This is a genomic window from Undibacterium sp. FW305-107 (assembly GCF_058788535.1).
The window spans coordinates 100,279-122,265 of record NZ_JBYTAV010000014.1; the positions used below are offsets into that span (position 1 = coordinate 100,279).

Consider the following 21,987-nt stretch of genomic DNA (forward strand, 5'->3'; position numbering starts at 1 on the left):
GAGAGAATTGCGCTGATGAACTGAATCAAAAAGGTTTAGTCACCCTACCCTCATACGCCTGCAATATAAGCTGCTTAGCATTTTCAAAGTCATCGCTATTTGCAACCGACACTTCCAAATCGCCAGTTCCCCAGTGGCCGCTATTACTCACATTCCTGCAATTAGCAGGTATGACAGCCAACTGCGCTGGGTCGATATGTAAATACAGCACGATGCGATTCTTTTGCAAAACAACAGTGGCAAAATTTTTCAAGCGCTTGAATGCAGCATAGAGCTTGAGTTCTTTTCGCTCTACGTCATCACCGAGTGATGCAATGAAGTCTTCGACTGTCGTCAATAATTCCCTTAGGGGTGGTGACAATTCATGCAGCCATTCTGCATATGATTTATCGCCACTTCTGGATCGATTGGCTGGACTGACCTCATTGACAGTTTTGTTGATGGCTTTTGATGTTGGATTGCTGCCACCATTGGCTTGTTCCAATAACAGTAAATCCTCACCAAATAAGCGATAGCGTATTAACTCGATATTGCGATCTATCTGTTGTACTGCATGTGCATCAAACTTGGTGAAGTCAGCGGCTATACAAACCAGGCGTGGGGCGCTCCAGTCTATGCTGGCTGCGGCGGCATCACCCAATTTTTTAGCTACCAATAACTGGAACTCTGCCTGGTGATCCATCAACCAATCAAGATAATACAGGCCTTGATTGATGACGTTCTCGGACACAGAACGCTTGTATTCCAAAATCACTGGGCAGGCGTTTTCATCCAGACCTAGCGTGTCTATACGTCCGCCATGTGTTTTACCGGTGCTGTATTCAGATGCCAGAAAACGTATGCGCAGCAGGTTGCTCAGGTTATTTTCTATCAGGGTCTGCAGGGGTCGTTCAAGGCCAGATGCATCACCTTGCAACATGGTGGCTTTGCCATCGCACAGGCGGAACAAGCTGATTTCACTCATAGTATTTTGTTGTTAATTAAAGTAGCAATTGACGCATTATCAGAGCGAAGCGCCAATAACTCAATACCTATGCTCATCCACCAAATGTTTATTAAAGCTGTACTTGCTGCCGCCTTGCAGCACATCAGTCAGGCGTTTGGGGTTGGCGGATGAGATGAAGATGTCGGCGATGCCGTCCTTGACGCGGAACTTGGTGGCTGGGCTTAAAATGTTGTTGGCTTTGATCATCAGGTGGCGGATGATTTTGGCTTTTTCGCTGCAGATGAGGAAGTGGTTTTCTTTCCTGAAGTTGGTCAGGGGGATGTTGAGCCACCAGCCTTCGTCGTTGCCGTAGCGGACGACTTGGGAGAATTGGGTGTTGCCTTCGTTGAGGACGTTGGCTTGCAGGGAATCGTTGGCGATTTGGATGGCTTCGGCTTTGTTCATTTTTTGTCTTCTTTGCGAGTTTTGGGTGGGGTAGTTAGCAAAATTGCTGCTTGGGTGCTCGACTGAAACCCATCCCCATCCCAACCTTCCACTGCGCTGCAAGTATGCAGCTTAGATATTTGTGGCGCAAAACATGTTTTGCGAATTCCCACAAATATCCCCTTGAAGTGGAGGGAGTTATAGCAGTATTTTAACCGTTGCAGCTTCAATACAGACGGAATTGGACGCAGTTCTCGTTTACCCTTCATGCCACATTGCGTTAAACTGTATGCATATACAGTTATTTAAACGCTCCCCCTGCCCCATGCTTGCCAATCTGGATAATCCTTTTTACTACCTTGAAAACTTCCAGGCCGTGCTGGACTGGGTGGGTGGGCGTTATGCGGATTTGTTGGCTGATGACGAGCAGGCGTTTATTGCGCAGTTTGGCAGCCTGCCGCAGGCGTCACGGGCTTTGTTTGTGCGTATGGTGATGCGCAAGGGTTGCGTGTTCAGGGCCAGCAAGCTGGTGTATGCGGAGATTGGTGAGACTTGTGCGGCCATGCAGGCGTTGGTGGATGTGGGCTGGGTGCAGGCTGATCCTGTTGTCGATATTGCTGGCTTGTTTGATTTGTTGCAAAAGCCTGAGCTGGCGCTGGCGCTGGCGATGATGCCTGCTGAAAAGAAATTGTCCAAGGCTGAGCAACTGGGTTTGTTTAGCTTGCGGCATACGGGTAGCCAGGCTTTTTCTGCCTGGTGTGCGGGCGCTATGGGTGCAGTGGATGATATGGCTTATCAGGTTGTGAACAAGGATGTGTGTGACCGTTTGCGCTTGCTGTTTTTTGGCAATCTGTATCAGGACTGGTCTGAGTTTGTGTTGTCTGACCTGGGTATTTTCCAGTATGAGAAGGTGGAGTTTTCTGCTGCCTCGCGTGGCTTTGGCAAGCGGGCGGATATCGACGCTTATCTGGCTTTGCATGCCTGCCGCGAGGCTTTTCATGCGGAGCAGCCTGTGCCTGAGGTGTTGGCACAACTGGCAGCCACTTGTTTGCATAAGTTGGACAATGCCTGGCTGGCCAGCCGCCGTAACCGCTTGCTGTACCAGATTGGTGAGCACCTGGAAAAGCAAAAGGACTGGGCGCTGGCGCAGGAGGTGTATGCGGGCTGCACTTACCCTGGTGCTCGCTTGCGGGCCATACGTGTGCTGGAGAAAAGTGAGCAGACGCAGGCTGCGTATGATTTGTTGACGCTGGCGCAGCAAGCGCCTGAGAGTGAGGCTGAACATCAGCAGATGTTGCGTATTGCACCGCGTCTTGCCCGCAAGCTTGGGCTGGCTAAAGCCGCCAAGGCGACCAGCAAGCCACCGACAGAGCTAGCCTTGCGCCTGCCCTTTCCGCAAGAAGATTACGTGGCCGAGTATGTGGTGCGCGATCATTTGCATACAGATGATGCGCCAGTGTTTTATGTGGAGAATGCGCTTATCAATTCCCTGTTTGGTTTGTTGTGCTGGCCTGTGATTTTCAAGGCGATACCGGGGGCGTTTTTTCACCCTTTCCAGCGTGGGCCTGCGGATTTATTGAGTGTTGATTTTCAGGCGCGGCGGGCGGATGATTTTGCGGCCTGTTTTGCGCAGCTTGATACGGGCGCTTATCGCCAGACCATGCGACAAAATTATGCGGCCAAGTCTGGCTTGCAATCGCCTTTTGTGTTTTGGAGTACTTTGTCTGAAGACTTGCTGGAGATGGCGCTGGCATGCATACCGGCGCAGCATCTAAAGCATAGTTTTGAGCGTATCTTGCTCGACATCAGGGCCAACCGTAATGGCTTTCCTGACCTGATACAGTTTTGGCCGCAAGAGCAGCGCTACCAGATGATAGAGGTTAAAGGACCTGGCGATAAACTGCAGGATAACCAGAAGCGCTGGCTGGATTTTTGTGCCATGCATGATATGCCGGTGGCGGTTTGTTACCTGGAGTGGCGAGAGGCTGAGCAGTGAGTGCAATAAGCTCAGCCAGCTATACCGTCGCCGTGCGTACCTTGTGCGAATTCACGGCAAAGCAAGGTGACCTGGATTTGCGCTTTACCCCCTCGCCCACTGCCGAGCAAGGTATGGCCGGACATGCGACGGTAGCCTTGCGCAGGAACAGCAGTTACCAGCGCGAGGTGAAGCTGGAAGGCCAGCATGGCAGATTGCATGTGCGTGGCCGTGCTGATGGTTATGATCCTGATATGCAGCGAGTCGAAGAAATCAAGACCTACCTGGGTGACTTGCATGCCATGCCAGACAACCACCGGCATTTGCATTGGGCGCAGGCCAAGGTGTATGGGCATTTGCTATGCCAGAAGCTGGGCCTGCAAAAAATCAGTGTGGCACTGGTGTATTTCAATATACAAAGCCAGAAAGAGACGGTGGTGCAGCAAGACTTAGGTGCTGGTGAATTGGCCGATTTTTTTGCCTTGCTGTGCAGCCGATTTATTGCGTGGGCAGAGCAGGAAGTGGCACACCGTGCTGCACGGGATCTGGCTTTGGAGGACATGGTTTTTCCGCATGAGACTTTTCGGCCAGGGCAAAGGCAGCTGGCTGAAGCGATGTACAAGGCCAGCAAGCGCGGCTGTTGCCTGCTGGCGCAAGCACCGACTGGCATAGGCAAGACCATAGGCAGTTTGTTCCCGTTGTTAAAGGCTGCGGCAGAACACAAGCTGGACAAGATTTTTTATTTGGCGGCAAAAACATCGGGGCGGCAACTGGCTTTGCATGCGCTTAACAACATCCAGAGCAGTACGCCTGGCCTGGGCTTGCGCACGCTGGAACTGGTTGCCAAGACCAAGGCATGTGAATACCCTGAAGCGGCTTGTCATGGTGATGCCTGTCCACTGGCCAAGGGTTTTTATGATCGCCTGCCTGCTGCGCGTGCTGCCGCTGCTGAACAGCAATTGCTGGACAAGGAAGGTTTGCGCAGTATCGCTCTCGCACATCTGGTTTGCCCTTATTATCTGGGTATAGAAATGGCGCGCTGGGCTGATGTCATCGTCGGCGACTATAACTATTATTTTGATATCTACGCTTTGCTGCATGGCTTAACGATAGTAAATAACTGGCGTGTCGCCGTGCTGGTGGATGAGGCGCACAATATGGTGACGCGGGCGCGCCAAATGTATAGCGCGGAGTTGCAGCGCGATAGCCTGAAACGCTTGCGCAAGGCACCGCCGCCAACGCTCAAGAAAACTTTGAACAGCTTGTATCGCGCCTGGTTGCAACTGGAAAAAGAACAGGAATCTGATTATCAGCCTCATGCCGAGATACCAGAAAAATTCCTGACAGCGTTGACGCGTCTATGCACAGAAATTGGTCTTTACTTTGCAGATAATCCCAGCCAGTTAGCACCGGATTTGCAGCAGTTTTATCTGGATGCCTTGCTATTCAATCGTCTGACAGAAAGCTTTGCTGATCATTCTGTATTTGATGTCAGCAAAGCGCATGGCACATCGACGCTATGCATACGCAATATCGTGCCCGCAGCTTTTTTGACACCGCGTTTTGCGGCCAGCCATACGACAGCGCTGTTCTCGGCCACGCTCAGCCCCTGGAATTATTATTGCGACACGCTAGGCATGCCTGAGGGCACTGCCTGGGTGGATGTTGAATCGCCCTTCTCTGCGGATCAGTTGCAGGTGCATGTGGTGGACAGCGTCTCTACCCGCTATGCCGACCGCGCCCGTTCTGTTGCACCTATCGTCGCCCTGATGGCGCGGCAGTATCATGCACAGCCGGGCAATTATCTGGCGTTCTTCAGCAGCTTTGATTATCTTGAGCAGGTCAGCAGCAGCTTCATCAATGCGCATCCTGATATCCCTGTGCGTTTGCAAACCCGGCGTATGAATGAAGCCGATCGTGAAGAGTTCCTGGCGCAGTTTACTGAGGATAGTCAGGGTATTGCTTTTGCTGTGCTGGGTGGCTCATTTGGTGAAGGTATAGATTTGCCTGGTGCGCGGCTGATTGGTGCTTTTATTGCTACCTTAGGTCTGCCGCAACTTAATCCCGTCAATGAGCAGATCAAACTGCGCATGGACAAGATTTTTGGGTCGGGGTATGACTATGCTTATCTTTACCCTGGTTTGCAAAAGGTGGTGCAGGCAGCCGGGCGGGTGATACGGCAGACGGATGACAGGGGTGTGGTGTATTTGATTGATGACCGGTTCGGGCGAAGCGATGTGCGGGCTTTGTTGCCGGGGTGGTGGGTGGTGGATTGAAACAGTTGTGTCTTTGCGCCTTCGTAGGTTGGGCCGGGCCTCGCTAGGCTACGGGGTATCAGCCCAACACTGGGCCTCTGCAAACGTATACGTTATTTAAAAGCCCAGTGTTGGGCTGGTGAAACGTAGCCTAGCGAGGCCCAGCCCAACCTACGCCCCGCTCACCCCACAATCAATACAAACACTCCATTAAACAAGTAAACCTTGTTATTTAACGAAACAATGTATATATTAATGGAACTCAATCACCATTTTTATAGAAGCTCGTCTCGATTATGAAAACTTCCAAGTCTCAGCAAGAGCAAACCCGGCGTAACCTGATACGTACTGCGGTCGATCTGATTACGGAAAAAGGCTATGACGCCGCCACCATGAAGCAGATTGCCCGTGAGGCGGGTATAGGTGATGCGACGATCTACAAATACTTTCCCAGCAAGGAGAAAATCCTGCTGGCTTACTACGAATTGTGCATAGAAATCACTCTCGAAGTAGCGCAAGAAACGCCGGGGTGGGAAGAGTTTACACTGCAAGAAAAGCTGCAAAGGCTGGTGGATGCCTTGTTGGAACTCTTGCTGGGCGACCGTGAATTTGTAGAGATTACACGTGATATCTTTGGCAAATCACCCTTGCTGATGATGCGTGACAATATGCCAGGTCAGCAAACCCTGAAGCAGGAAATTATCAGCCTGCTGGAAGAGGCAGAACAACGTGGCGATATCTCCCCTTGCGATTTCAAGAACCTGATCGGCGGTTTGTTTGGCGATTATCTGTTTGCTGTCATCGCTTACTGGCTCAAGGATGATTCAGAAGAATTCTCGAATACCACGCAACTGGTGGACATGACATTGGCGATACTGGTGATGGCCTTGAAGAGCGGCATCGTCAATAAAGTAACTGAACTTGCCAGCTTCATGCTGCGCAACCAGTTGTCGCGCATCATGCAAAATGGTTCTGGTTTGCTGGAGATGGTCAAGCTCGTGCAGAATGGATTGGGACGTGGCCTGGGGGATGCGCGATGAACAAGGCACCGCCCGCCAGCAAGCTGGGCAGAACTGCCATCACTGGCCTGGCACTGGCGCAGGCTGGTGCCAGCAAGCTGGGGCACAAGGCGCGGCAAATGCTGCGCAGCGATGATGACAAGCAGGCTGCGCAAGAACGGCATGAAGCTGAGCTGGGGCGCATACTCTTCAAGGCGCTCAACCAGCTAAAAGGCAGTGCCCTCAAGGTGTCGCAATTGCTGAGCATGGAAGCCGATTTTTTACCGGAGGGTATACGCCGCGAGCTAGCGAAAGGCTGCCACCAGGTCACGCCCTTGAATCGTGCCCTGATCCATAAAGTCTTTCAACGTGAATTTGGCAAGGCACCAGAACACCTGTATGCGCAGTTTGATTCGCATGCCTTTGCCGCAGCCAGCCTGGGCCAGGTGCATCATGCACAACTGGCAGATGGTCAGCAACTGGCGGTAAAGGTACAGTACCCCGGCATTGCATCTGCCATAGGCAGTGATTTGCGCATGCTGCGTGGCATTTTTCAAACCCTGGCCATGGGTACCACCATCTTGCCGCGTAAAGAGGTCATAGACCGCTTCATGAGCGAGCTTGAAGTCAAGATGGGGGAAGAGCTTGATTATGAGCATGAGGCCATGCAGCTTAACTGGTTTCATGAGCATGTGAATTTGCCTGGCATCGTTATCCCCAAGTGCCTGGACGAGATGTCGAGCAAGCGGGTTTTGACGATGGAAAGACTCGATGGCCTGCACCTGGATGCATGGCTGGCGACAGCGCCCGATCAGGCACAGCGCAATCACTTTGGACAATTGTTGTTTGACTGGTTCTGGTTCAGCGTTTGCGAACTGGGCCGCGTGCATGCAGACCCGCATCCTGGCAATTTCTTATTCATGTCGGGCGGTCGTTTGGCGGTACTGGATTTTGGTTGCACCAATAAAATCTCGCTCAGCTTTTGTGATGCCATGGCACGTAGCTGGCGCGCCCTGTTGATGAGGAATGAAGTGGAGCGCAATCGACTTCTGCGCCTGGCATATATAGATCTGGGCCTGTTTTCCGATGCAGTCACGCAAGATGAATTTGACCATAGTGTCATGACTGCACTCGCCGACTTGCATGCCTGGAAGATGGAAGCATTTCAAAGTAAGCAGTTTGACTTCAGCAATAAATCGCCCTACCCCAAGACCATCAACGCAGAACATAGCAAGCTGCTGTCGGGCATCCTGGCGGGCTGGCATGAAGACGTACCTTATTTTGACCGCGCTTATCTGGGGCTAATGAATATGCTCAAGAAAATGGGTGCGGTCGTCAATACACAAATAGCCTGGACCAGGCAAGGAGCAATTCATGTCAGCACAAACTAAACCCCGGAAAATCTGGATAGGTCGTTATCTGATCGCCGTTGCAGCTCTGCACACGATAGCTGCCTTTCTACTCTTTGGGCCAGTCTTGATGGGCATGCTGGAGCGAGGAGTATTCAATACCGTCAATCGTGACCCTTTACGGTCGGCGGCGACATGGTTCTTGCTGTTTGGTGGTCCGTTCCTGCTATTGGGTATGGCCATCAACAGCCTGGAACGCAAACCTGATTTTACTGAAGCCCGTACGCTGGGTTTGGGTCTCCTGCTCTGCTGCATCTTTGCGGTGATACTGATGCCCACGTCCGGTTTTTGGCTGGCCATGCCTGCAGCAATTGCATTGATGAACATACGCGCAAACCAAGGGCAGGTAGCATGAAAAACAAGATCATGGAAACAGCAATTCCAACATCCAGCAAGATCGCTGAAGATCTACCCGGCGCTTATTTTTATGACTGCTTTCAAACACCCTTCCCTCATGCGGATTTGAGCGCCATGCAAATCTATATGGATACCTTTGCCAAAACACCAGACTGGGTCAATGCCATGATGGGCATACGTAATCGCGTGGTGGTTTTATTTGGTTTAAAAAACGTAGGTGGGATGAAGGCACTGAACAAGAGCAAGCCTGCAGAAGCCTATCAGGTCGGTGACAAGGCCGGGATATTTTCTCTGGTGTACAAATCAGATGAAGAAGTCATACTCTGCGATTCTGACAAGCATCTGGATGTCAAGGTATCGGTCTCCAAGCAAACCAGGGATGGCCAGCCTTTTATCGCTCTCAGCACGGTGGTGCATGTACACAATAATCTGGGGCGGGCGTATATGCTGTTCGTCGGGCCGGCGCATAAAATCATTGCACCCGCCGTTTTAGCCAGAGCGTAAGATAGAATTTTCTGTTAAGTCGGAGATAAACCATATACGTATTTTCCCTCATCATTTTTGTCATGCATTTGTCATAAATCTCTTCTAAGATGAAATCACTAAAACAAAAGAGAAAAGGAGATTAAAGACGATGTTAAATAAATTAAAACAAAAATACCAAATGATGCGGGCGAGAAATATCACTGAATTTTCCGACTACAAGCGTCAGTTAGTTGATATTCCAAATGGCGTATTCTTGCATTGGCAGGCAAAAGCAAAATATGAATTCCCCGGCATCCCTTGTGATGCCATTTTTTTTGCCCGCGCGACTGAAGGCTTGATGATGTTCTTCGATTATGTCAGCCGTAGCAAACAAGCCTGCGCCCTGCCCTCGAAGGCGGCAGATTCTATCTGGCATGCATGGAACAGCTGGTCTTCCATCAACCTGGATAACTTCTGCCTCAAACATTTCAAACGCACGATACCGCATGTGGAAGCAGAACAGATGACCAGCGAAATGGATGCTGCATTGGCAAACTGCCTGATCACGGCACAACTGGCAGAAGGCAGCGTGCCAGGCAGCTCGTCAGTACCCCGCCTGTTTGCCCTGGACCGCAAACTGCATATGCCGCTTGGTTATTCTTACTTTGGCACTACTGCCCGCATCGGTTTCCAGAACATGAGTACACGCGGTGTAGGGGTGGGCAAATCCATCTACCCGGAAAGTTTTGATGCAGCCCAGTTGCTGGCTGCTGGCCTGATTTCTACCCTGGCGTATGACGAAATAATGAAGAAACAAGCCCAGGCTGCCAATAACGGCTCGTCTTGCGGTAGCACTGGTAGTAGCTGCGGCAGCAGTAGTTGCGACTCTGGCAGTGCCAGCTGCGACGGCGGAGGGTCAAGCTGCGGCGGTGGTGGCTGTGGCGGAGGTTGCGGTGGCAGTTAATACTCCCATAGCTTGTCAGCCATCTAAGCAAAGGCATGCTGTATCGCATCAACATACTTCAACACATCGCAGGCATAAAATCCCGAGCTATTGATGTTATTAAATTCAATCATTTTCAAGCCATCTTCAGACAAGCAAACATCCATGACAAAAGCCGGTGCTGGTACCCAATTGCGGATGATGGTTTGTGCATAAGCGAGTACCTCATCATCAAGATCGGCAGATACGTGCGGTCGGCCTGCCATTTTGTAGAGCGAACCAGTGATGACTTGTCCATTCACAATAAACAGGCGGTATTCACGGTAAATATCTTTGACTGGTGACACCATGACATCCAGTTGCAACAAATTACTTTTCGCCGGATCGCTGCGCCAGTCTGCCAGCATTTCATTATCGATGACGGCACCATCAAAGGCTTTGTTGTCTTCCAGCGGGCGTATAAAGAATTTTTTGTAGCACGTAGTATCAATATCAGCCAGCTTGCCTGTACTCACTGCGTGGTTAAGCAGATCTGTACCCAAATGCTGTTGCCAGACATCAAAGTTGAAATTTTGATTTAAAAAACTGCCAGGCAACCAGCCACGATCATTTGCTATTTTAGCGAGCTTGATAGCACCGCAGATATAGACTTTCCCGGTCAGACTGACATCGGGTTCCATATCATATGTTCCAGGCTTGAGCGCCACACTGGTATGTTCGACATTCAAGATGTCCAGCGCTTGCACTAGCAAATCATAATTGCCTGGTTTAAAAATACTGCGCTGTATAACCCAATGCATATCACACCTGAAATATAAAATTTTTTGCAAATTTAAAAAAGAGAACTGGAGCAGTAAACCTCGCAATGCTACCATTATCACAAACTGGGCCAAGCTTACGAATGGATGTACAGCTTGAGGCTGTGAGCCAATGATAGACCAAATAGAAAATCGCGATAAAGAGTAAAGAAATGAATTTATTGAATATGAAAGTAATTTTAACTACCCTGCTGGCAATAACTGTCAGCGGCTGTGCGGTAGGTAACCGGTATTACCTTGGCGTCGCCGAAACTGACCCACCACAAAAAATGGCGAGCATCAAGTTTTCTCATGCACTTAAAGTCACTGAGATTGATAACAAGGTATTTTTGCCAAATTCAGGCGCAGCTAATTCCACCTTGCATCAGGTGTTTTTGCCTGCAGGCATACACAAATTTACGTTCAGGTATAACAGTGGCGTTTCTTATAGCTATGCAGATACGGTGTTGACACGTTATCTGGAGGCCGGAAAAAGCTACGCCATCATGATGTCAGCCCCGATAGAAAACAAAACCGGATCTGGCTCAGAGCGCAGTATTTCATTCAAGATTGAAGAAGTGGACAAGCCCTGACTATGCACAAGGTGGAAAGCCGCGTGCTAAAAACTGGGAAACTGTAGCAAATCGATACAAAGCCTCCCTCACCTGCATCCCGCCAACAGGGTACACTGGCATTTTTTGTCCAGCCTGCTCAGCTATTTATGCCGAATACCCTTGATACTTCAGTAGCAAAATCATCCACTCCAGCAAAAAGGCTGGTAGCCAGCCTGCTCTTGCTGGCCATAAGCTTACCCGCATTGGCAGAAATAAGCCTGAGTGATCCTCTGCCCATCAACCCCGATTTGAAACGGGGCAAGCTGGAAAATGGCCTGACTTACTACATCCAGAAAAATGATAATCCACAAAAGAAAGTGGAATTACGCCTGGTGGTGAAAGCCGGTTCGGTGCTGGAAGATGATGATCAGCAAGGCCTGGCGCATTTTACTGAGCACATGGCCTTCAATGGCTCCAAACATTTCAAAAAACATCAGTTGATTTCTTACCTGCAGTCGATAGGCGTGAAATTTGGTGCTGATCTGAATGCCTATACCAGTTTTGATGAGACGGTATATATCCTGCCTATTCCTACCGACAAACCTGCTTATCTGAAGACCGGCTTTCAGGTATTGGCAGACTGGGCGCAAGGCGTGGAGATGAAGGCTGCTGATATCGACAAGGAGCGTGGCATTATCCTTGAAGAAGCGCGGTTGGGCAAAGGAGCCAATGACCGCATGATGCGCCAGTTTTTGCCTGAGGTATTCAATGGTTCAAAATACGCAGAACGCCTGCCCATAGGTAAAGAAGACATCATCAAGCAATTCAAGCATGATGCCCTGCGCCGCTTTTACAAGGATTGGTACAGGCCAGACCTGATGGCAGTCGTTGTCATTGGCGATGTACAGCCTGCAGAGGCTGAAAGAATGATACACAAATATTTTTCCGGTTTGAAAAATCCTGTGCCTGCCCGCGTCAGACCAGAAATCAGTATCCCTAAAAACACCGTTTCCAAAGCGATGGTGATTACGGATAAAGAAGCCACCAATAATTTGCTGATGCTGCGCTACCCGCTGGCAAAACAGCCTGCACATGATGTTATCGCCGACTATAGGCAAGATATCATTGCCGGTTTTTACAAATCCATGCTGAACCGTCGCCTGGCAGCATTGACTGAGCAAGCCAGTCCGCCTTTCCTTGGGGCATCTGCCGGTAGTGAGCAAGTAGTGCCGGGCTATGATTCCTTCATCTCAACGGCGATGTTGTCACAGGCTGGCATACAGCCAGCGCTGGATGCCTTGATGCAGGAGAAAAACAGTATACGTCAATTTGGTTTTACAGCAGCTGAGTTTGACCGTGCCAAGAAGATCGAAGCCCGTGAATATGAAAGCATGTTCAATGAGCGCAGCAAGTCCAATTCTGCGACGTTCGCAGCTGAATACATACGTAATTTCCTGACCAATGAACCTATCCCTGGCATCAAGAATGAATACTTGTATTTCAAGGAATTTGCTGAAGGTATCTCGCTGGAAGAAATGAACCAGTTCGCAAAAAAAGCAACGCCGGATGACAGTATCAGACTGGCGTTTTACGTAGGTTCAAACAAGACTGGCGAGACCATACCAAGCGAAACAGATTTACTGAACATGACTGCGCTGGCAGAGCAAAAACCATTGCAAGCCCGCACAGAAAAAGCGCCCAGTGCCAGCCTGATGACAACACTTCCTAAACCCGGACAGATCGTTTCTGAAAAAGAAAACAAACTGCTGGGTCTGGTGGAAATGACTTTGTCGAATGGTGTGAAAGTGACTTTAAAAAAGACCGACTTCAAGAACGACCAGGTGTTGATGAGTGCACGCCGTGCGGGCGGCATGTCCTTGTTCTCTGATGCGGATTATTTTAATGTCTACTATAGTAATCCTGTGGTCTGGGGCATGGGTATGGCTAATTTCAGCCAGAAAGACTTGCAGGAAACCCTGGCTGGCAAGTCGGCCAATGTCAGAACCAGCATGGATAACTATTCTGAGAGCATAGGTGCAGCATCCAGCAGCAACGACGTGGAAACCATGCTGCAATTGCTGTATCTGCGCATGACCAGCCCACGCAGGGATGAAGCCCTGTTCCAGTCGCTGATCAGTTCGCAAAAGGAATTGGCAAGAAATACCTGGGCGCGTCCCGAAGCGATTTTCTCAGAAGCGATTACGACGACTATTTATAAAGACCATCCACGTGTTGCCCACTTGGCCAAGGTCGAGGATTTTGACAAAATTTCGCTGGACCGCAGTATAGAAATTTATCAATCCCGCTTTGGCAGCGCCAAGGACATGCACTTTATTTTCGTTGGCAGTTTTGAACTGGACAAGATCAGGCCACTGATTGCAACTTATCTTGCCAGCCTGCCTAATACTGACATCAAGACCGAGTATCAGGACTTGCATATCAATCCTGTACAAGGCATCGTCAAGAAAGAAGTTCGTGCTGGTAATGAAGAAAAGAGTACCGTGGTATTGAGTTTCACCGGGCCATCAACCTACACGCGTGAGGAAAATGCCCGCTTCCATGCCATGGTGGACATTCTGAACCTGAAGATCATTGATGTGCTGCGCGAAAAGCAGGGCTTGATTTACAGTGGTGGTCTGAATGGTTCTTTTGAGCGTATTCCACAAAGCAGGTACAGCATAGATGCTGAATTGCCTTGCAGTCCTGAGAATGTGGACAAAGTCATTGCAGGCTTATTTGCAGAGATCAAAAAAATCCAACAATCTGGCCCGCAGCTGGAAGATTTGAACAAGGTCAAGCAATCCTGGCTGAAAGATCACCAGCAAGAATTGCGCAGCAATGAAAACTGGCTGAACCATTTGCAAAATGCCGTCTATTACAAAACCGAAGCTGAAGCGATATTGACGGTGGAAAAACGCATACGTGCGATTACACCAGCGCAGATCAAAGAGGCAGCGCAACGCTATTTTAACTTCCAGAATTATGCGCAGATCGTGATGTATCCAGAGCAGAAAAAAGAGGCCAAGTAAAATCGGAAGCAAGGTCGATAATTTCGGTAGCATAGGCAACATAAAACACGGAGAGGCAATCCATCGAGATTGCCTCTCCGCTTCTTTTTCAGCTTGCTTTAATTGAAGGAGAAGGTGTAATTCACATCCACCGCAGACTCAGTGCCAGTGCGGCCTGTGATACTGATACGTCTGGTCAGTTGCCAGCTTAGCTTGATGCCGCCACTGGCATCAGACAAACCTCGCTCTACTGACAATACCAGCCCCGGCATGATGCGTTTGCCGACGCTGACTACCTGATCAGTGCTGGCATTACTCGTGCCTGTGGAACCCGCAATGGTCTGCACTGGCAGGCGGCTGGTAGAACCGTTCGAGGATGAGCCTATGGAGAACTCGTCAAAACCCAGACCTTGCACAATATCGCGCGGCACATTGCGGCTGCCGTCACCACCGAATATCGCGGTAGCTGCCGACATCAGCAGCGATGCATCACCGCTGGCGAGTTGATCTGAACCGCGTCCCAATACCAGCCACGACAATTTTTCTGCATCCGGCACGTCCGGTTCAGACACCAGCCTGACTTGCGGCGTAGTGACCGTACCGAACACTTCCACACCAGCTTCAACTGGCAAACCTTTGCGCAGGGCACGGATGTTCAGGCCGGGATTAGCAGGTGGCCCCTGAAAATTCAATATACCGCGCTCTATCGCCAATTGCTGGCCATAGCCTTCATAAACGCCCTTCACAGTGCGTATGGAGCCATTTGCCTGCAAAGGGCTGCCATCACTGGAGCGCAGGCGCAGGCTGCCTTCCAGCCCGGTATCGAGACCACGGCCAACGAAAACAAAACGTGGCCCCATGTCGAAGCTGACATCAACACGGGTCTTCAAGCCTTTTCGATTACTGTCAGCCTCCACGGCTTTAGCCACGGCCTTGTCAGTTTTGCGTATGACCACAACGTCACTGGACAAACTTGGCGGTGGCAATTTTGGCAGCCTGAAGTAAGCGCCGTCTGCCAATACTTTACCGGTCAGTGTCCAGATATTATTGGCTTCAACGATGTTGGCCTGACCAGAGACGACCAGCCACCTGTCCTTGCGCTGCAAGAGCGGAAACTGAGTCCATTGCGCCTGTATGCTGCCGGTTTCCTTACCTATATCTATATCGCCACTGGCTTTGAATTCGCCCTTCTTGCCTATCCAGTTTTCATCCCGGAATTGCGCATGGCGCGGCATATTGGTGACTGTGTTAGAAAACTGCAGGTTCGTCACTTTCAGGTGCTTGTCTTCTATCTGTGCATCAAAGCTACCATTGGGCAAGAGCAAGCCTTCTGAGGCAAAAGCGATTTCCATTTCGCGCCCGGCCAAAGTGGCGCGATAGTTTGGCTTGCCTATGCTGCCAGACAGGCGCGCGTCAGCATTCAGTTTACCTTTGAGCACCACGCCTGGATTGATGAAAGGCCCCAGCCATTGCAGATCAGGCACGGCTGCCGTGACTTGCCCGCCAAGTGGTGCACTTGCCAATATTGTCCAGGCATTGTTTTGTTTGCTTAACTGGGTATTCGCCTTGACTTGCCATTGCCCGAGACGGCTGCCATCGGCAATCAGATCAAGGTTCAGGCTTTCACCATCGGTGCCAGCGACCAGGCCACCCAACTTCATTTGCAATTGCACATCGCGTATGCCCAGCGCGACTGAGGTACCGGTTCCTTCAGGATCATTAAAGCGCAAATCACCACTCTGGCGTTGCAGTTTAATTTCGCCCAGTGCATGCTCAGTTAATTGCAGCTTCCATTGCGCGTTCAATCGAAGATTGCCCGTCACTGCATTTTGTGGATAAAAGAGATTGGCGATGTCTGACACATGAGCATCACTGATTTGTCCTTTGGTTTTAAGTGACGCAGGCGTCCATTCCAATTCTTCCAGTTGCAAGCTGCCAAGCGCACTTTGCAGTGACAGGCTCCCCAGCCGCACAGCATTCGCAGACACTTGCAGGGGGGCGGAACTTTGCAGGCGCACATCTGGTCTGCCATTTAAATTCATTGCCTGCAATTGTCCATTCCATGACCAGGCAGTATCGCTTTTTGAATCAGCTTGCATGTTGCCATTGGCGACCAGGCTTAGTGTCTGTTTGCTCGGGAAGATGGCTTCGAAGCTCAGCTTATGGGCATCGCGCCTGCCTTGCAATTTCAGGCTCAATTGTTCCAGCTTGTCTGGGTTGTTGGCTGCTGCACTCCATGCTGGCAAATCACCACCTATATGCCTGGCTACAATTTCACCATCAAATTGTCCTTTGATACCATTTGCCAGATTCAGGCGAGACTTCAATTCGGCAATGCTGAATTGCTGCTTGCCGCGCTTGATGCTGACTTGCTGTGCCAATGCATCCAGGCTGCCTGCAGGCTCATTGAAACGGCCGCGCAATACGGCATCTGCCTTAAGATTGCCGCCCAGTGCCAGCTCCCAGTTACTGAGCAAAGGGTTGAGGTGGCTTAAATCCTGGGCATCAATATTCAATTTCAATATATCGTCTGCGCCACCCCAGTTACCTTGCCCGGTCACAGTATTTTTACCGAAGCGCAGATCAAGCTGTTTGACTTGCAGCTGTTGATCTTGCAGCCAGCGCGCATCCATGCCTGCCTGCACAGGCTGGCCCGCATATTGCCCCTGCAATTGCTGCAGATTGACTTGTACATCCAGGCGTGGTGATAGCTGGCCACGAGCGTTGAAGTCTGCCTGCAAACGGCCTGCGGGTGTCGCCACCCAACGTGCCGGATCAAAATCCTTGAGGTTGGCTTTGAGATTGAATAACTGTTTGCCAGCGAAGCTGATATCACCAGCGCCCTGCAGGTGTGCGTCTTCTGCCTGCAAATCAAATTTATCCAGATTCAGAAGCAATTTTTCATGCTGATAACTGGCTTCTGCATTCAAACTGGCGCGCGCATCTTGCAACTTTGCTTGCAGCTTGACGCTTTTATCTTTTGCAGTCTGCGCAGAAAACTGGCCCTTTATATTGCTGACATGCAGACGCTGGTCGATCTGATTCAGGTCGATATTGGCCAGGTTCAGTTTCAGATCTGCTTGTAGTTGCGCTGTTTGCCAATTGACATCGGCCTCACCTTGCAACTTGCCCTTGCCTGCCAGTTGCACTGCTATATCTTTCAGACTCAGATACTGCCCCTGCCAGAATAATTTGGTACTCAAGGATTGTACTGGCAAGCCTTGCTTATTGATACTGGCAGCCTGGCTATTTTGAATATTGACTGGGCCGGTCAAACCAAATATGGCATTTTTTTGCGCGTTTTTTTCAGCATTTTTTTCATCTGTAACTGGCTTCAATTGCGTGAGTATGCGCAAATCTGCATGCGGTGCATTTACCTGCCAGGCTGATGGGTCAAAATGCTGGACATCAATGTCCAGCTCGCGTATATACGGCGCTGTAAATGCGCTGATACGTCCCTTGACATGCCCTTGCAGATTTTTATTCCGGATATTTTTATCTGCGGCACTATCTAATGCGGCTTCGACTGCAACTTGCATATCATGCAGGCTGCCAGTGACTACACCTTGCAAGATGACAGGCGGTATGCCTTCCTGAACCTCACCTTGCAGGCTCAGGCGGCCATTGAGTTTGAAAGGCGCGAGGCTGCCCATATCAGCTTCGCCCTTCAGATTACCCCAGGGGCTGCTCAAGGTAGTTTGCGCTTTGAACTGCTTGTCCTGATACGAAAAACTGCCGGTCAGTGCGCTGAGTTTCAGGGTTTCTACTTGTTTACCACTGTCAGTCAAGGTAGCAATATGCAGGCGCCCAAGTGCCAATCTCGGTGCACTCAGGCTAAATGGCAAGCCAATATCAACAGGTGCGCTGGCTGCTTTTTTACTTGACCGGCTGGCGACCGTCAAAGCGCTTAATTGCAGGCTGGTGATATCGACGTGACGTCGCCACAAGGCAATTGGCCGCCACTGCAAAGAGATCGCGCTGCCACTGATATGCAAATCCTGGGAAATGAAGCTGAATTCATCCAGCTTGAGTTCATCATCCAAAGTACCCTTCACGCCGCTGAATTTCAGGCTACCAAGGCTGATATTTTCTATCAGGGCCAGTGCGGCCCTGGTGCCGCTTTCAGTTTTGTACATCCAGGTCAGAACCAGGCTACACACAACGATCAATAGAATAAACAGCTTGACGATGAACAAGCTTAAGCGGCGCAAATGACGCCGCTTTTTTTTAGCCAGCAGATTTTTCTCTGTCTGATTTTTTTCGTTTGCACTCATATCAGAACGCGATAGCGATGGAGAAATCCAGCCGGACTTTTTTGGATTGGCGGCCATATGCAAGATCAAGTGCAATCGGCCCTGCCGGGGTTTTGTAGCGTGCGCCGACACCCATACCCTGCTTCAAATTCAGCTCACGAAAATTGTCAGCGGCATTACCCACGTCCAGAAAAGTTGCAGCCCCCCAGGAGGAGTTCAGCCAGTGCACGTATTCTGCACTGGCAGTTGCCATCACGCGACCACCACGGGTGCTGCCTATGTGCTGTATTCCCAGCGTTTGATAACCATACCCGCGCACGGTAGTACTGCCACCGGTACGGAACAGATAGTCTTCAGGAATGCCCTCTTCGTCCCTGGAAAAAACAGCGCCAAGTTCTGCACGCAAGATCACGGTATCAGTTTTGCGCACGGGTATCCAGCGTTGGTATTTGGCATAACTGCGGACGAAGCGCTGGTCAGAGAACAATGCCTTTTCAGATGCAGCAAGATCAAATTGCAAAATCTGGCCTTTACGTGGATCGAAAGGCTGATCAACATCACGCCAGGTCCAGCCTATGCTGGCAACCAGCGCCTTGTTGACTTCTTCTGCTTCACCATCAGGAGAAATTTTTTCCCTGACGATATTCAAGCCCAGACGCTGTTCCAGATGCCCGCGTGTACTGGTACGTTTTACACCCAGGGCACTGCGGCTCGAGCGCACACCAGCGATATCCTCACGCTCCACCAGCACCCCAAAAGAGTCAAGGAATTTGCTCTCTCTGGGTGGGAGATAAATGTCAACATAACCAAGTTGACGCCTTTGTTCCAGCCTGACGGCACTGCGCAAATCCCAGGCCTGGTCGAAGATATTGCGGTCACGGTAAGCCACCTCGCTACGGTAACCGGTATTGGTGCTATAGCCCAGACCAAAACTCAAATCGCGCGCCTGGCGTTCAACCACAGTCACATCGACAGGCACGGCACCAGCTTTTTCCGGGTCAGGGTCTATACCTACAGCCACGGTCGAAAAATAAGCTGAGTTTTGCAAGGAACGCTGGAAATCCAGTAAGCGTGAGCGTGAATAGACCTCACCTTTTTGTGGCGCCTGATAACGCTCTATCAGCCATGATGGGTAACGCTGCAAACCTGTAACGCGTATATCACCAAGGGTGAATACAGGGCCACTATCGATCTCGACTTGCAACATGCCACTATGCTGGTCAGCATCAATTTTTGCCTCGCTGGACGTCATGCTGGCCGATGCGTAAGCATCTGCACGCAGGCTTTCCAGCAAATGCGTTTTGGAATCACTCCAGTCAGCATCACGGAATGGTTGGCCCACTGCCAGGCCCCAGTCTTCTTGCAGGGCGCGTCTCCTTTTAAGGATGGCCTTATCACCGGCATCTATGGCATCTGCCATGGGGCCAAGCACTTTTAGCGATACGTTCTCTATGAGGGTGCGCTGACCCGCATCTACAGTAACGTGAACAATTTTATTTGTCGTGTTTTTAGCTGTCGCTGCAGTTTGATCGGGATTTTCAAACTGGATTTGCGGAGAGAAATAACCTTCGGTGGCAAGGATATTGCTGATATCCAAACGCAATCTTTTAATCAGTGCAGGTGTAATATTTTGCGCTTCGGCATTGTTGGCGAATTCTGGGATATGCTCTTTCAGCAGATCCGCCCAATGTGCTTTGGCTGCCACCAGTTGCAAGCGACCACTACTGGCACTGCTAGCGCTGGCTTCGTTGTCGGTATCTGGTGCTGGTGCTACGGTGGTCGCCGGTGTTTCAGTTTGCACAGGCTGCTGCGCCCTCACCAAACCTGCACCGCATAAACCGGCAGCACAGAACAATATCAGTAGCGGGCGCAGTCTTATCTGCATCTGAAAAAACTCACTTGGTCGCCAGACCAACGCGATTGATACCCAATTTTTTAGCTTCTGAAATCACTTGTATAACCTCATCATAAATCATGCCTTTGTCGGCAGATACCAGGACGGACAGCTCAGGTTTGGCATCATGGTACTCGCGCAGTTTTTGCATCAACTGCTTGCGGTCTTTTGCTTCTTCCTTGCTTTCCTGACGATTATTGCCGTTGCTGCCAGCTTTGCTATTGATGCTGATGGTCGAAGGCGCATCAGGCCTCAAAGTGATTTCTATGTAATCAGAAGGCGGCTGGGTAGATTGTCCGGCTGTGGGCAGGTTGATGACACTGGGATTGGTCATCGGTGCGCACACCATGAAAATCACCAGCAACACCAGCATCACGTCAATATACGGAACGACGTTGATTTCTGCCTTGAATTTGCGTTTACGTTCGCCACGCAGGGTACTCATGCTATCTCATTCTTCCTAGCGTGACTGACGCTGGAGAATGTTGGAGAATTCCTCGATAAAGGTTTCAAAACGTATCGCCAGCCTGTCTATATCGTGAGAATAGCGGTTATAGGCCAGCACGGCAGGGATAGCGGCAAACAAGCCTATCGCAGTAGCAATCAGGGCTTCAGCGATACCTGGAGCCACGGCAGCCAATGTCGCCTGCTGCACATTGGCTAGGCCACGGAAGGAGTTCATGATGCCCCAGACTGTACCGAACAAACCGATGTAAGGAGAAACAGAACCGACGGAAGCGAGAAAGGACAGGTGTGACTCAAGCAAATCCATTTCACGTTGGTAAGAGGCGCGCATGGCACGGCGCGCACCATCGAGCATGGCGCCAGCATCCAGCGCAGCCTTGTTGGCTGTCTTGACCTTGTGGTATTCACTCATGCCTGCTTCGAAGATACGTTCGAGCGCGCCACTGGTATCGCGGCCAGTACGGCGGCTATTCGTCGCCGCAGCATACAGATCAACCAGATTGCCACCAGACCAGAAATTGCGTTCAAATTCTTCTGTTTGTCCGCGCGCTTTTTTGATGGCGAACATTTTACTGAAGATGTAAGTCCAGCTCGTCAGTGACACACCTAGCAGCAGTGCCATGACCAGTTGCACCAGAATCGAGGCATTTGTGATCAGACTTAGAAATGAGAGGTCTTGGGTAACAGTCATATTGAATCAATTCAAAAACAAAACACCGGGCCGATTTGTTGCAGCCCTAAAAAAATAATCTCAGCCTATCTTTGCCAGCACTTCAGCAGGTATTGCCGCCGGTTTGACTTCAGCCTTGCTGACACAGCCTACCTTGATCTTGCCTGAGGCCAGCAAACGCTGGCCACACCAGGCTTCTTGCACAAACTGTACAGATGCCCTGCCCAGCTTTTCGACCACAACAGTCAGCCTTAGTTCATCATCCAGCCTGGCGGGTGCATGATACTCGACTGCGGTGCCTTTGACGACAAACATCAAACCATGCTCATCTGCCATTTGCTGCTGGTTAACACCTGCAGCCCTGAGCCACTCGGTACGGGCACGTTCAAAAAACTTCAGGTAATTCGCATAAAAAACAATGCCACCGGCATCAGTATCTTCATAGTAGACCCTGACCGGCCATACAAATTCTGTTTTCATAGTATAAACTTTACCAGCTATTCGGTGCGTATATTTACTCTTTGTCACTCAAAGCTGGCAAGATAAAGTGCTGGCTGCATTCGAGAAATGGTCGC

17 protein-coding genes are annotated in these 21,987 nt (G+C 50.3%); 9 read left to right on the plus strand and 8 right to left on the minus strand.

Going from position 1 to position 21,987, the window contains the following annotated elements:
• Positions 1–25 precede the first annotated feature (25 nt).
• Both AC3WQT_RS25705 and AC3WQT_RS25710 read right to left on the minus strand, forming a co-directional pair.
• Entirely contained in the window at positions 26–964 is a 939-nt protein-coding gene (locus AC3WQT_RS25705) for a DUF5655 domain-containing protein (protein WP_492708361.1), read from the minus strand.
• A gap of 60 nt (positions 965–1,024) precedes the next feature.
• Positions 1,025–1,390 (minus strand): hypothetical protein, encoded by a 366-nt coding sequence (locus AC3WQT_RS25710; RefSeq protein ID WP_110257271.1) that lies wholly within the window; start codon positions 1,388–1,390, stop codon positions 1,025–1,027.
• 268 nt (positions 1,391–1,658) lie between these two features.
• On the opposite strand from AC3WQT_RS25710, the gene AC3WQT_RS25715 reads away from it, so the two are divergent.
• From AC3WQT_RS25715 to AC3WQT_RS25745, 7 genes are all read left to right on the plus strand, one after another.
• Positions 1,659–3,365 carry a VRR-NUC domain-containing protein gene (locus tag AC3WQT_RS25715; protein WP_492708363.1) on the plus strand — a complete coding sequence of 569 codons (1,707 nt, stop codon included), beginning with the start codon at positions 1,659–1,661 and terminating at the stop codon, positions 3,363–3,365.
• The gene (locus AC3WQT_RS25720; protein WP_492708365.1) at positions 3,362–5,620 is read left to right on the plus strand and encodes an ATP-dependent DNA helicase; all 2,259 of its coding nucleotides are present in this window, start codon (positions 3,362–3,364) and stop codon (positions 5,618–5,620) included. Before AC3WQT_RS25715 ends, AC3WQT_RS25720 begins: the two co-directional genes overlap by 4 nt.
• Before the next feature lie 275 nt (positions 5,621–5,895).
• Positions 5,896–6,639, plus strand: a complete 744-nt coding sequence (locus AC3WQT_RS25725; RefSeq protein WP_492708367.1) for a TetR/AcrR family transcriptional regulator — start codon at positions 5,896–5,898, stop codon at positions 6,637–6,639.
• Positions 6,636–7,988, plus strand: a complete 1,353-nt coding sequence (locus tag AC3WQT_RS25730; RefSeq protein WP_492708369.1) for an ABC1 kinase family protein — start codon at positions 6,636–6,638, stop codon at positions 7,986–7,988. The genes AC3WQT_RS25725 and AC3WQT_RS25730 overlap by 4 nt, the downstream gene beginning before the upstream one ends.
• A complete protein-coding gene (locus AC3WQT_RS25735) occupies positions 7,972–8,361 on the plus strand; it encodes a DUF6463 family protein (protein ID WP_492708371.1) in 390 nt (129 codons plus the stop codon). Before AC3WQT_RS25730 ends, AC3WQT_RS25735 begins: the two co-directional genes overlap by 17 nt.
• The gene (locus AC3WQT_RS25740; protein ID WP_492708373.1) at positions 8,358–8,867 is read left to right on the plus strand and encodes a DUF2867 domain-containing protein; all 510 of its coding nucleotides are present in this window, start codon (positions 8,358–8,360) and stop codon (positions 8,865–8,867) included. The genes AC3WQT_RS25735 and AC3WQT_RS25740 overlap by 4 nt, the downstream gene beginning before the upstream one ends.
• A 130-nt stretch (positions 8,868–8,997) precedes the next feature.
• The gene (locus AC3WQT_RS25745) at positions 8,998–9,792 is read left to right on the plus strand and encodes a UCP032817 domain-containing protein (RefSeq protein WP_492708375.1); all 795 of its coding nucleotides are present in this window, start codon (positions 8,998–9,000) and stop codon (positions 9,790–9,792) included.
• 23 nt (positions 9,793–9,815) lie between these two features.
• Here AC3WQT_RS25745 and AC3WQT_RS25750 read toward each other — a convergent pair whose 3' ends face one another.
• Complete coding sequence (locus tag AC3WQT_RS25750; protein ID WP_492708377.1) at positions 9,816–10,571, minus strand: ATP-grasp domain-containing protein; 756 nt, start codon at positions 10,569–10,571, stop codon at positions 9,816–9,818.
• A 170-nt stretch (positions 10,572–10,741) separates the two neighbouring features.
• Here AC3WQT_RS25750 and AC3WQT_RS25755 point away from each other — a divergent pair, with 170 nt between their 5' ends.
• On the plus strand, positions 10,742–11,161 hold the full coding sequence (locus AC3WQT_RS25755) for a hypothetical protein (protein WP_492708378.1): 420 nt from the start codon (positions 10,742–10,744) through the stop codon (positions 11,159–11,161).
• A gap of 128 nt (positions 11,162–11,289) precedes the next feature.
• A complete protein-coding gene (locus AC3WQT_RS25760; protein WP_492708380.1) occupies positions 11,290–14,151 on the plus strand; it encodes a M16 family metallopeptidase in 2,862 nt (953 codons plus the stop codon).
• Positions 14,152–14,249: 98 nt separating this feature from the next.
• Here AC3WQT_RS25760 and AC3WQT_RS25765 read toward each other — a convergent pair whose 3' ends face one another.
• The 5 genes from AC3WQT_RS25765 to ybgC are packed head-to-tail and all read right to left on the minus strand — an operon-like array spanning position 14,250 to position 21,892.
• Positions 14,250–18,461 (minus strand): translocation/assembly module TamB domain-containing protein, encoded by a 4,212-nt coding sequence (locus tag AC3WQT_RS25765; RefSeq protein ID WP_492708382.1) that lies wholly within the window; start codon positions 18,459–18,461, stop codon positions 14,250–14,252.
• The gene (locus tag AC3WQT_RS25770) at positions 18,406–20,268 is read right to left on the minus strand and encodes an autotransporter assembly complex protein TamA (RefSeq protein ID WP_492708384.1); all 1,863 of its coding nucleotides are present in this window, start codon (positions 20,266–20,268) and stop codon (positions 18,406–18,408) included. Before AC3WQT_RS25770 ends, AC3WQT_RS25765 begins: the two co-directional genes overlap by 56 nt.
• 10 nt (positions 20,269–20,278) lie before the next feature.
• Positions 20,279–20,722, minus strand: a complete 444-nt coding sequence (locus AC3WQT_RS25775; RefSeq protein WP_422638784.1) for an ExbD/TolR family protein — start codon at positions 20,720–20,722, stop codon at positions 20,279–20,281.
• 15 nt (positions 20,723–20,737) lie between these two features.
• Positions 20,738–21,433: a protein TolQ gene (tolQ, locus tag AC3WQT_RS25780; protein ID WP_110257283.1), complete on the minus strand. Its 696-nt coding sequence runs from the start codon at positions 21,431–21,433 to the stop codon at positions 20,738–20,740.
• 60 nt (positions 21,434–21,493) lie between these two features.
• The gene (ybgC, locus tag AC3WQT_RS25785; RefSeq protein WP_492708387.1) at positions 21,494–21,892 is read right to left on the minus strand and encodes a tol-pal system-associated acyl-CoA thioesterase; all 399 of its coding nucleotides are present in this window, start codon (positions 21,890–21,892) and stop codon (positions 21,494–21,496) included.
• Positions 21,893–21,987 lie beyond the last annotated feature (95 nt).

Excerpts from the sequence above, each read along its gene's own strand:
- AC3WQT_RS25705 (WP_492708361.1), bottom strand. The coding sequence starts at position 964 with ATGAGTGAAATCAGCTTGTTCCGCCTGTGCGATGGCAAAGCCACCATG.
- AC3WQT_RS25710 (WP_110257271.1), bottom strand. The coding sequence starts at position 1,390 with ATGAACAAAGCCGAAGCCATCCAAATCGCCAACGATTCCCTGCAAGCC.
- AC3WQT_RS25715 (WP_492708363.1), top strand. The coding sequence starts at position 1,659 with ATGCATATACAGTTATTTAAACGCTCCCCCTGCCCCATGCTTGCCAAT.
- AC3WQT_RS25725 (WP_492708367.1), top strand. The coding sequence starts at position 5,896 with ATGAAAACTTCCAAGTCTCAGCAAGAGCAAACCCGGCGTAACCTGATA.
- AC3WQT_RS25730 (WP_492708369.1), top strand. The coding sequence starts at position 6,636 with ATGAACAAGGCACCGCCCGCCAGCAAGCTGGGCAGAACTGCCATCACT.
- AC3WQT_RS25735 (WP_492708371.1), top strand. The coding sequence starts at position 7,972 with ATGTCAGCACAAACTAAACCCCGGAAAATCTGGATAGGTCGTTATCTG.
- AC3WQT_RS25740 (WP_492708373.1), top strand. The coding sequence starts at position 8,358 with ATGAAAAACAAGATCATGGAAACAGCAATTCCAACATCCAGCAAGATC.
- AC3WQT_RS25745 (WP_492708375.1), top strand. The coding sequence starts at position 8,998 with ATGTTAAATAAATTAAAACAAAAATACCAAATGATGCGGGCGAGAAAT.
- AC3WQT_RS25750 (WP_492708377.1), bottom strand. The coding sequence starts at position 10,571 with ATGCATTGGGTTATACAGCGCAGTATTTTTAAACCAGGCAATTATGAT.
- AC3WQT_RS25755 (WP_492708378.1), top strand. The coding sequence starts at position 10,742 with ATGAATTTATTGAATATGAAAGTAATTTTAACTACCCTGCTGGCAATA.
- AC3WQT_RS25760 (WP_492708380.1), top strand. The coding sequence starts at position 11,290 with ATGCCGAATACCCTTGATACTTCAGTAGCAAAATCATCCACTCCAGCA.
- AC3WQT_RS25765 (WP_492708382.1), bottom strand. The coding sequence starts at position 18,461 with ATGGCCGCCAATCCAAAAAAGTCCGGCTGGATTTCTCCATCGCTATCG.
- AC3WQT_RS25770 (WP_492708384.1), bottom strand. The coding sequence starts at position 20,268 with ATGCAGATAAGACTGCGCCCGCTACTGATATTGTTCTGTGCTGCCGGT.
- AC3WQT_RS25775 (WP_422638784.1), bottom strand. The coding sequence starts at position 20,722 with ATGAGTACCCTGCGTGGCGAACGTAAACGCAAATTCAAGGCAGAAATC.
- tolQ (WP_110257283.1), bottom strand. The coding sequence starts at position 21,433 with ATGACTGTTACCCAAGACCTCTCATTTCTAAGTCTGATCACAAATGCC.
- ybgC (WP_492708387.1), bottom strand. The coding sequence starts at position 21,892 with ATGAAAACAGAATTTGTATGGCCGGTCAGGGTCTACTATGAAGATACT.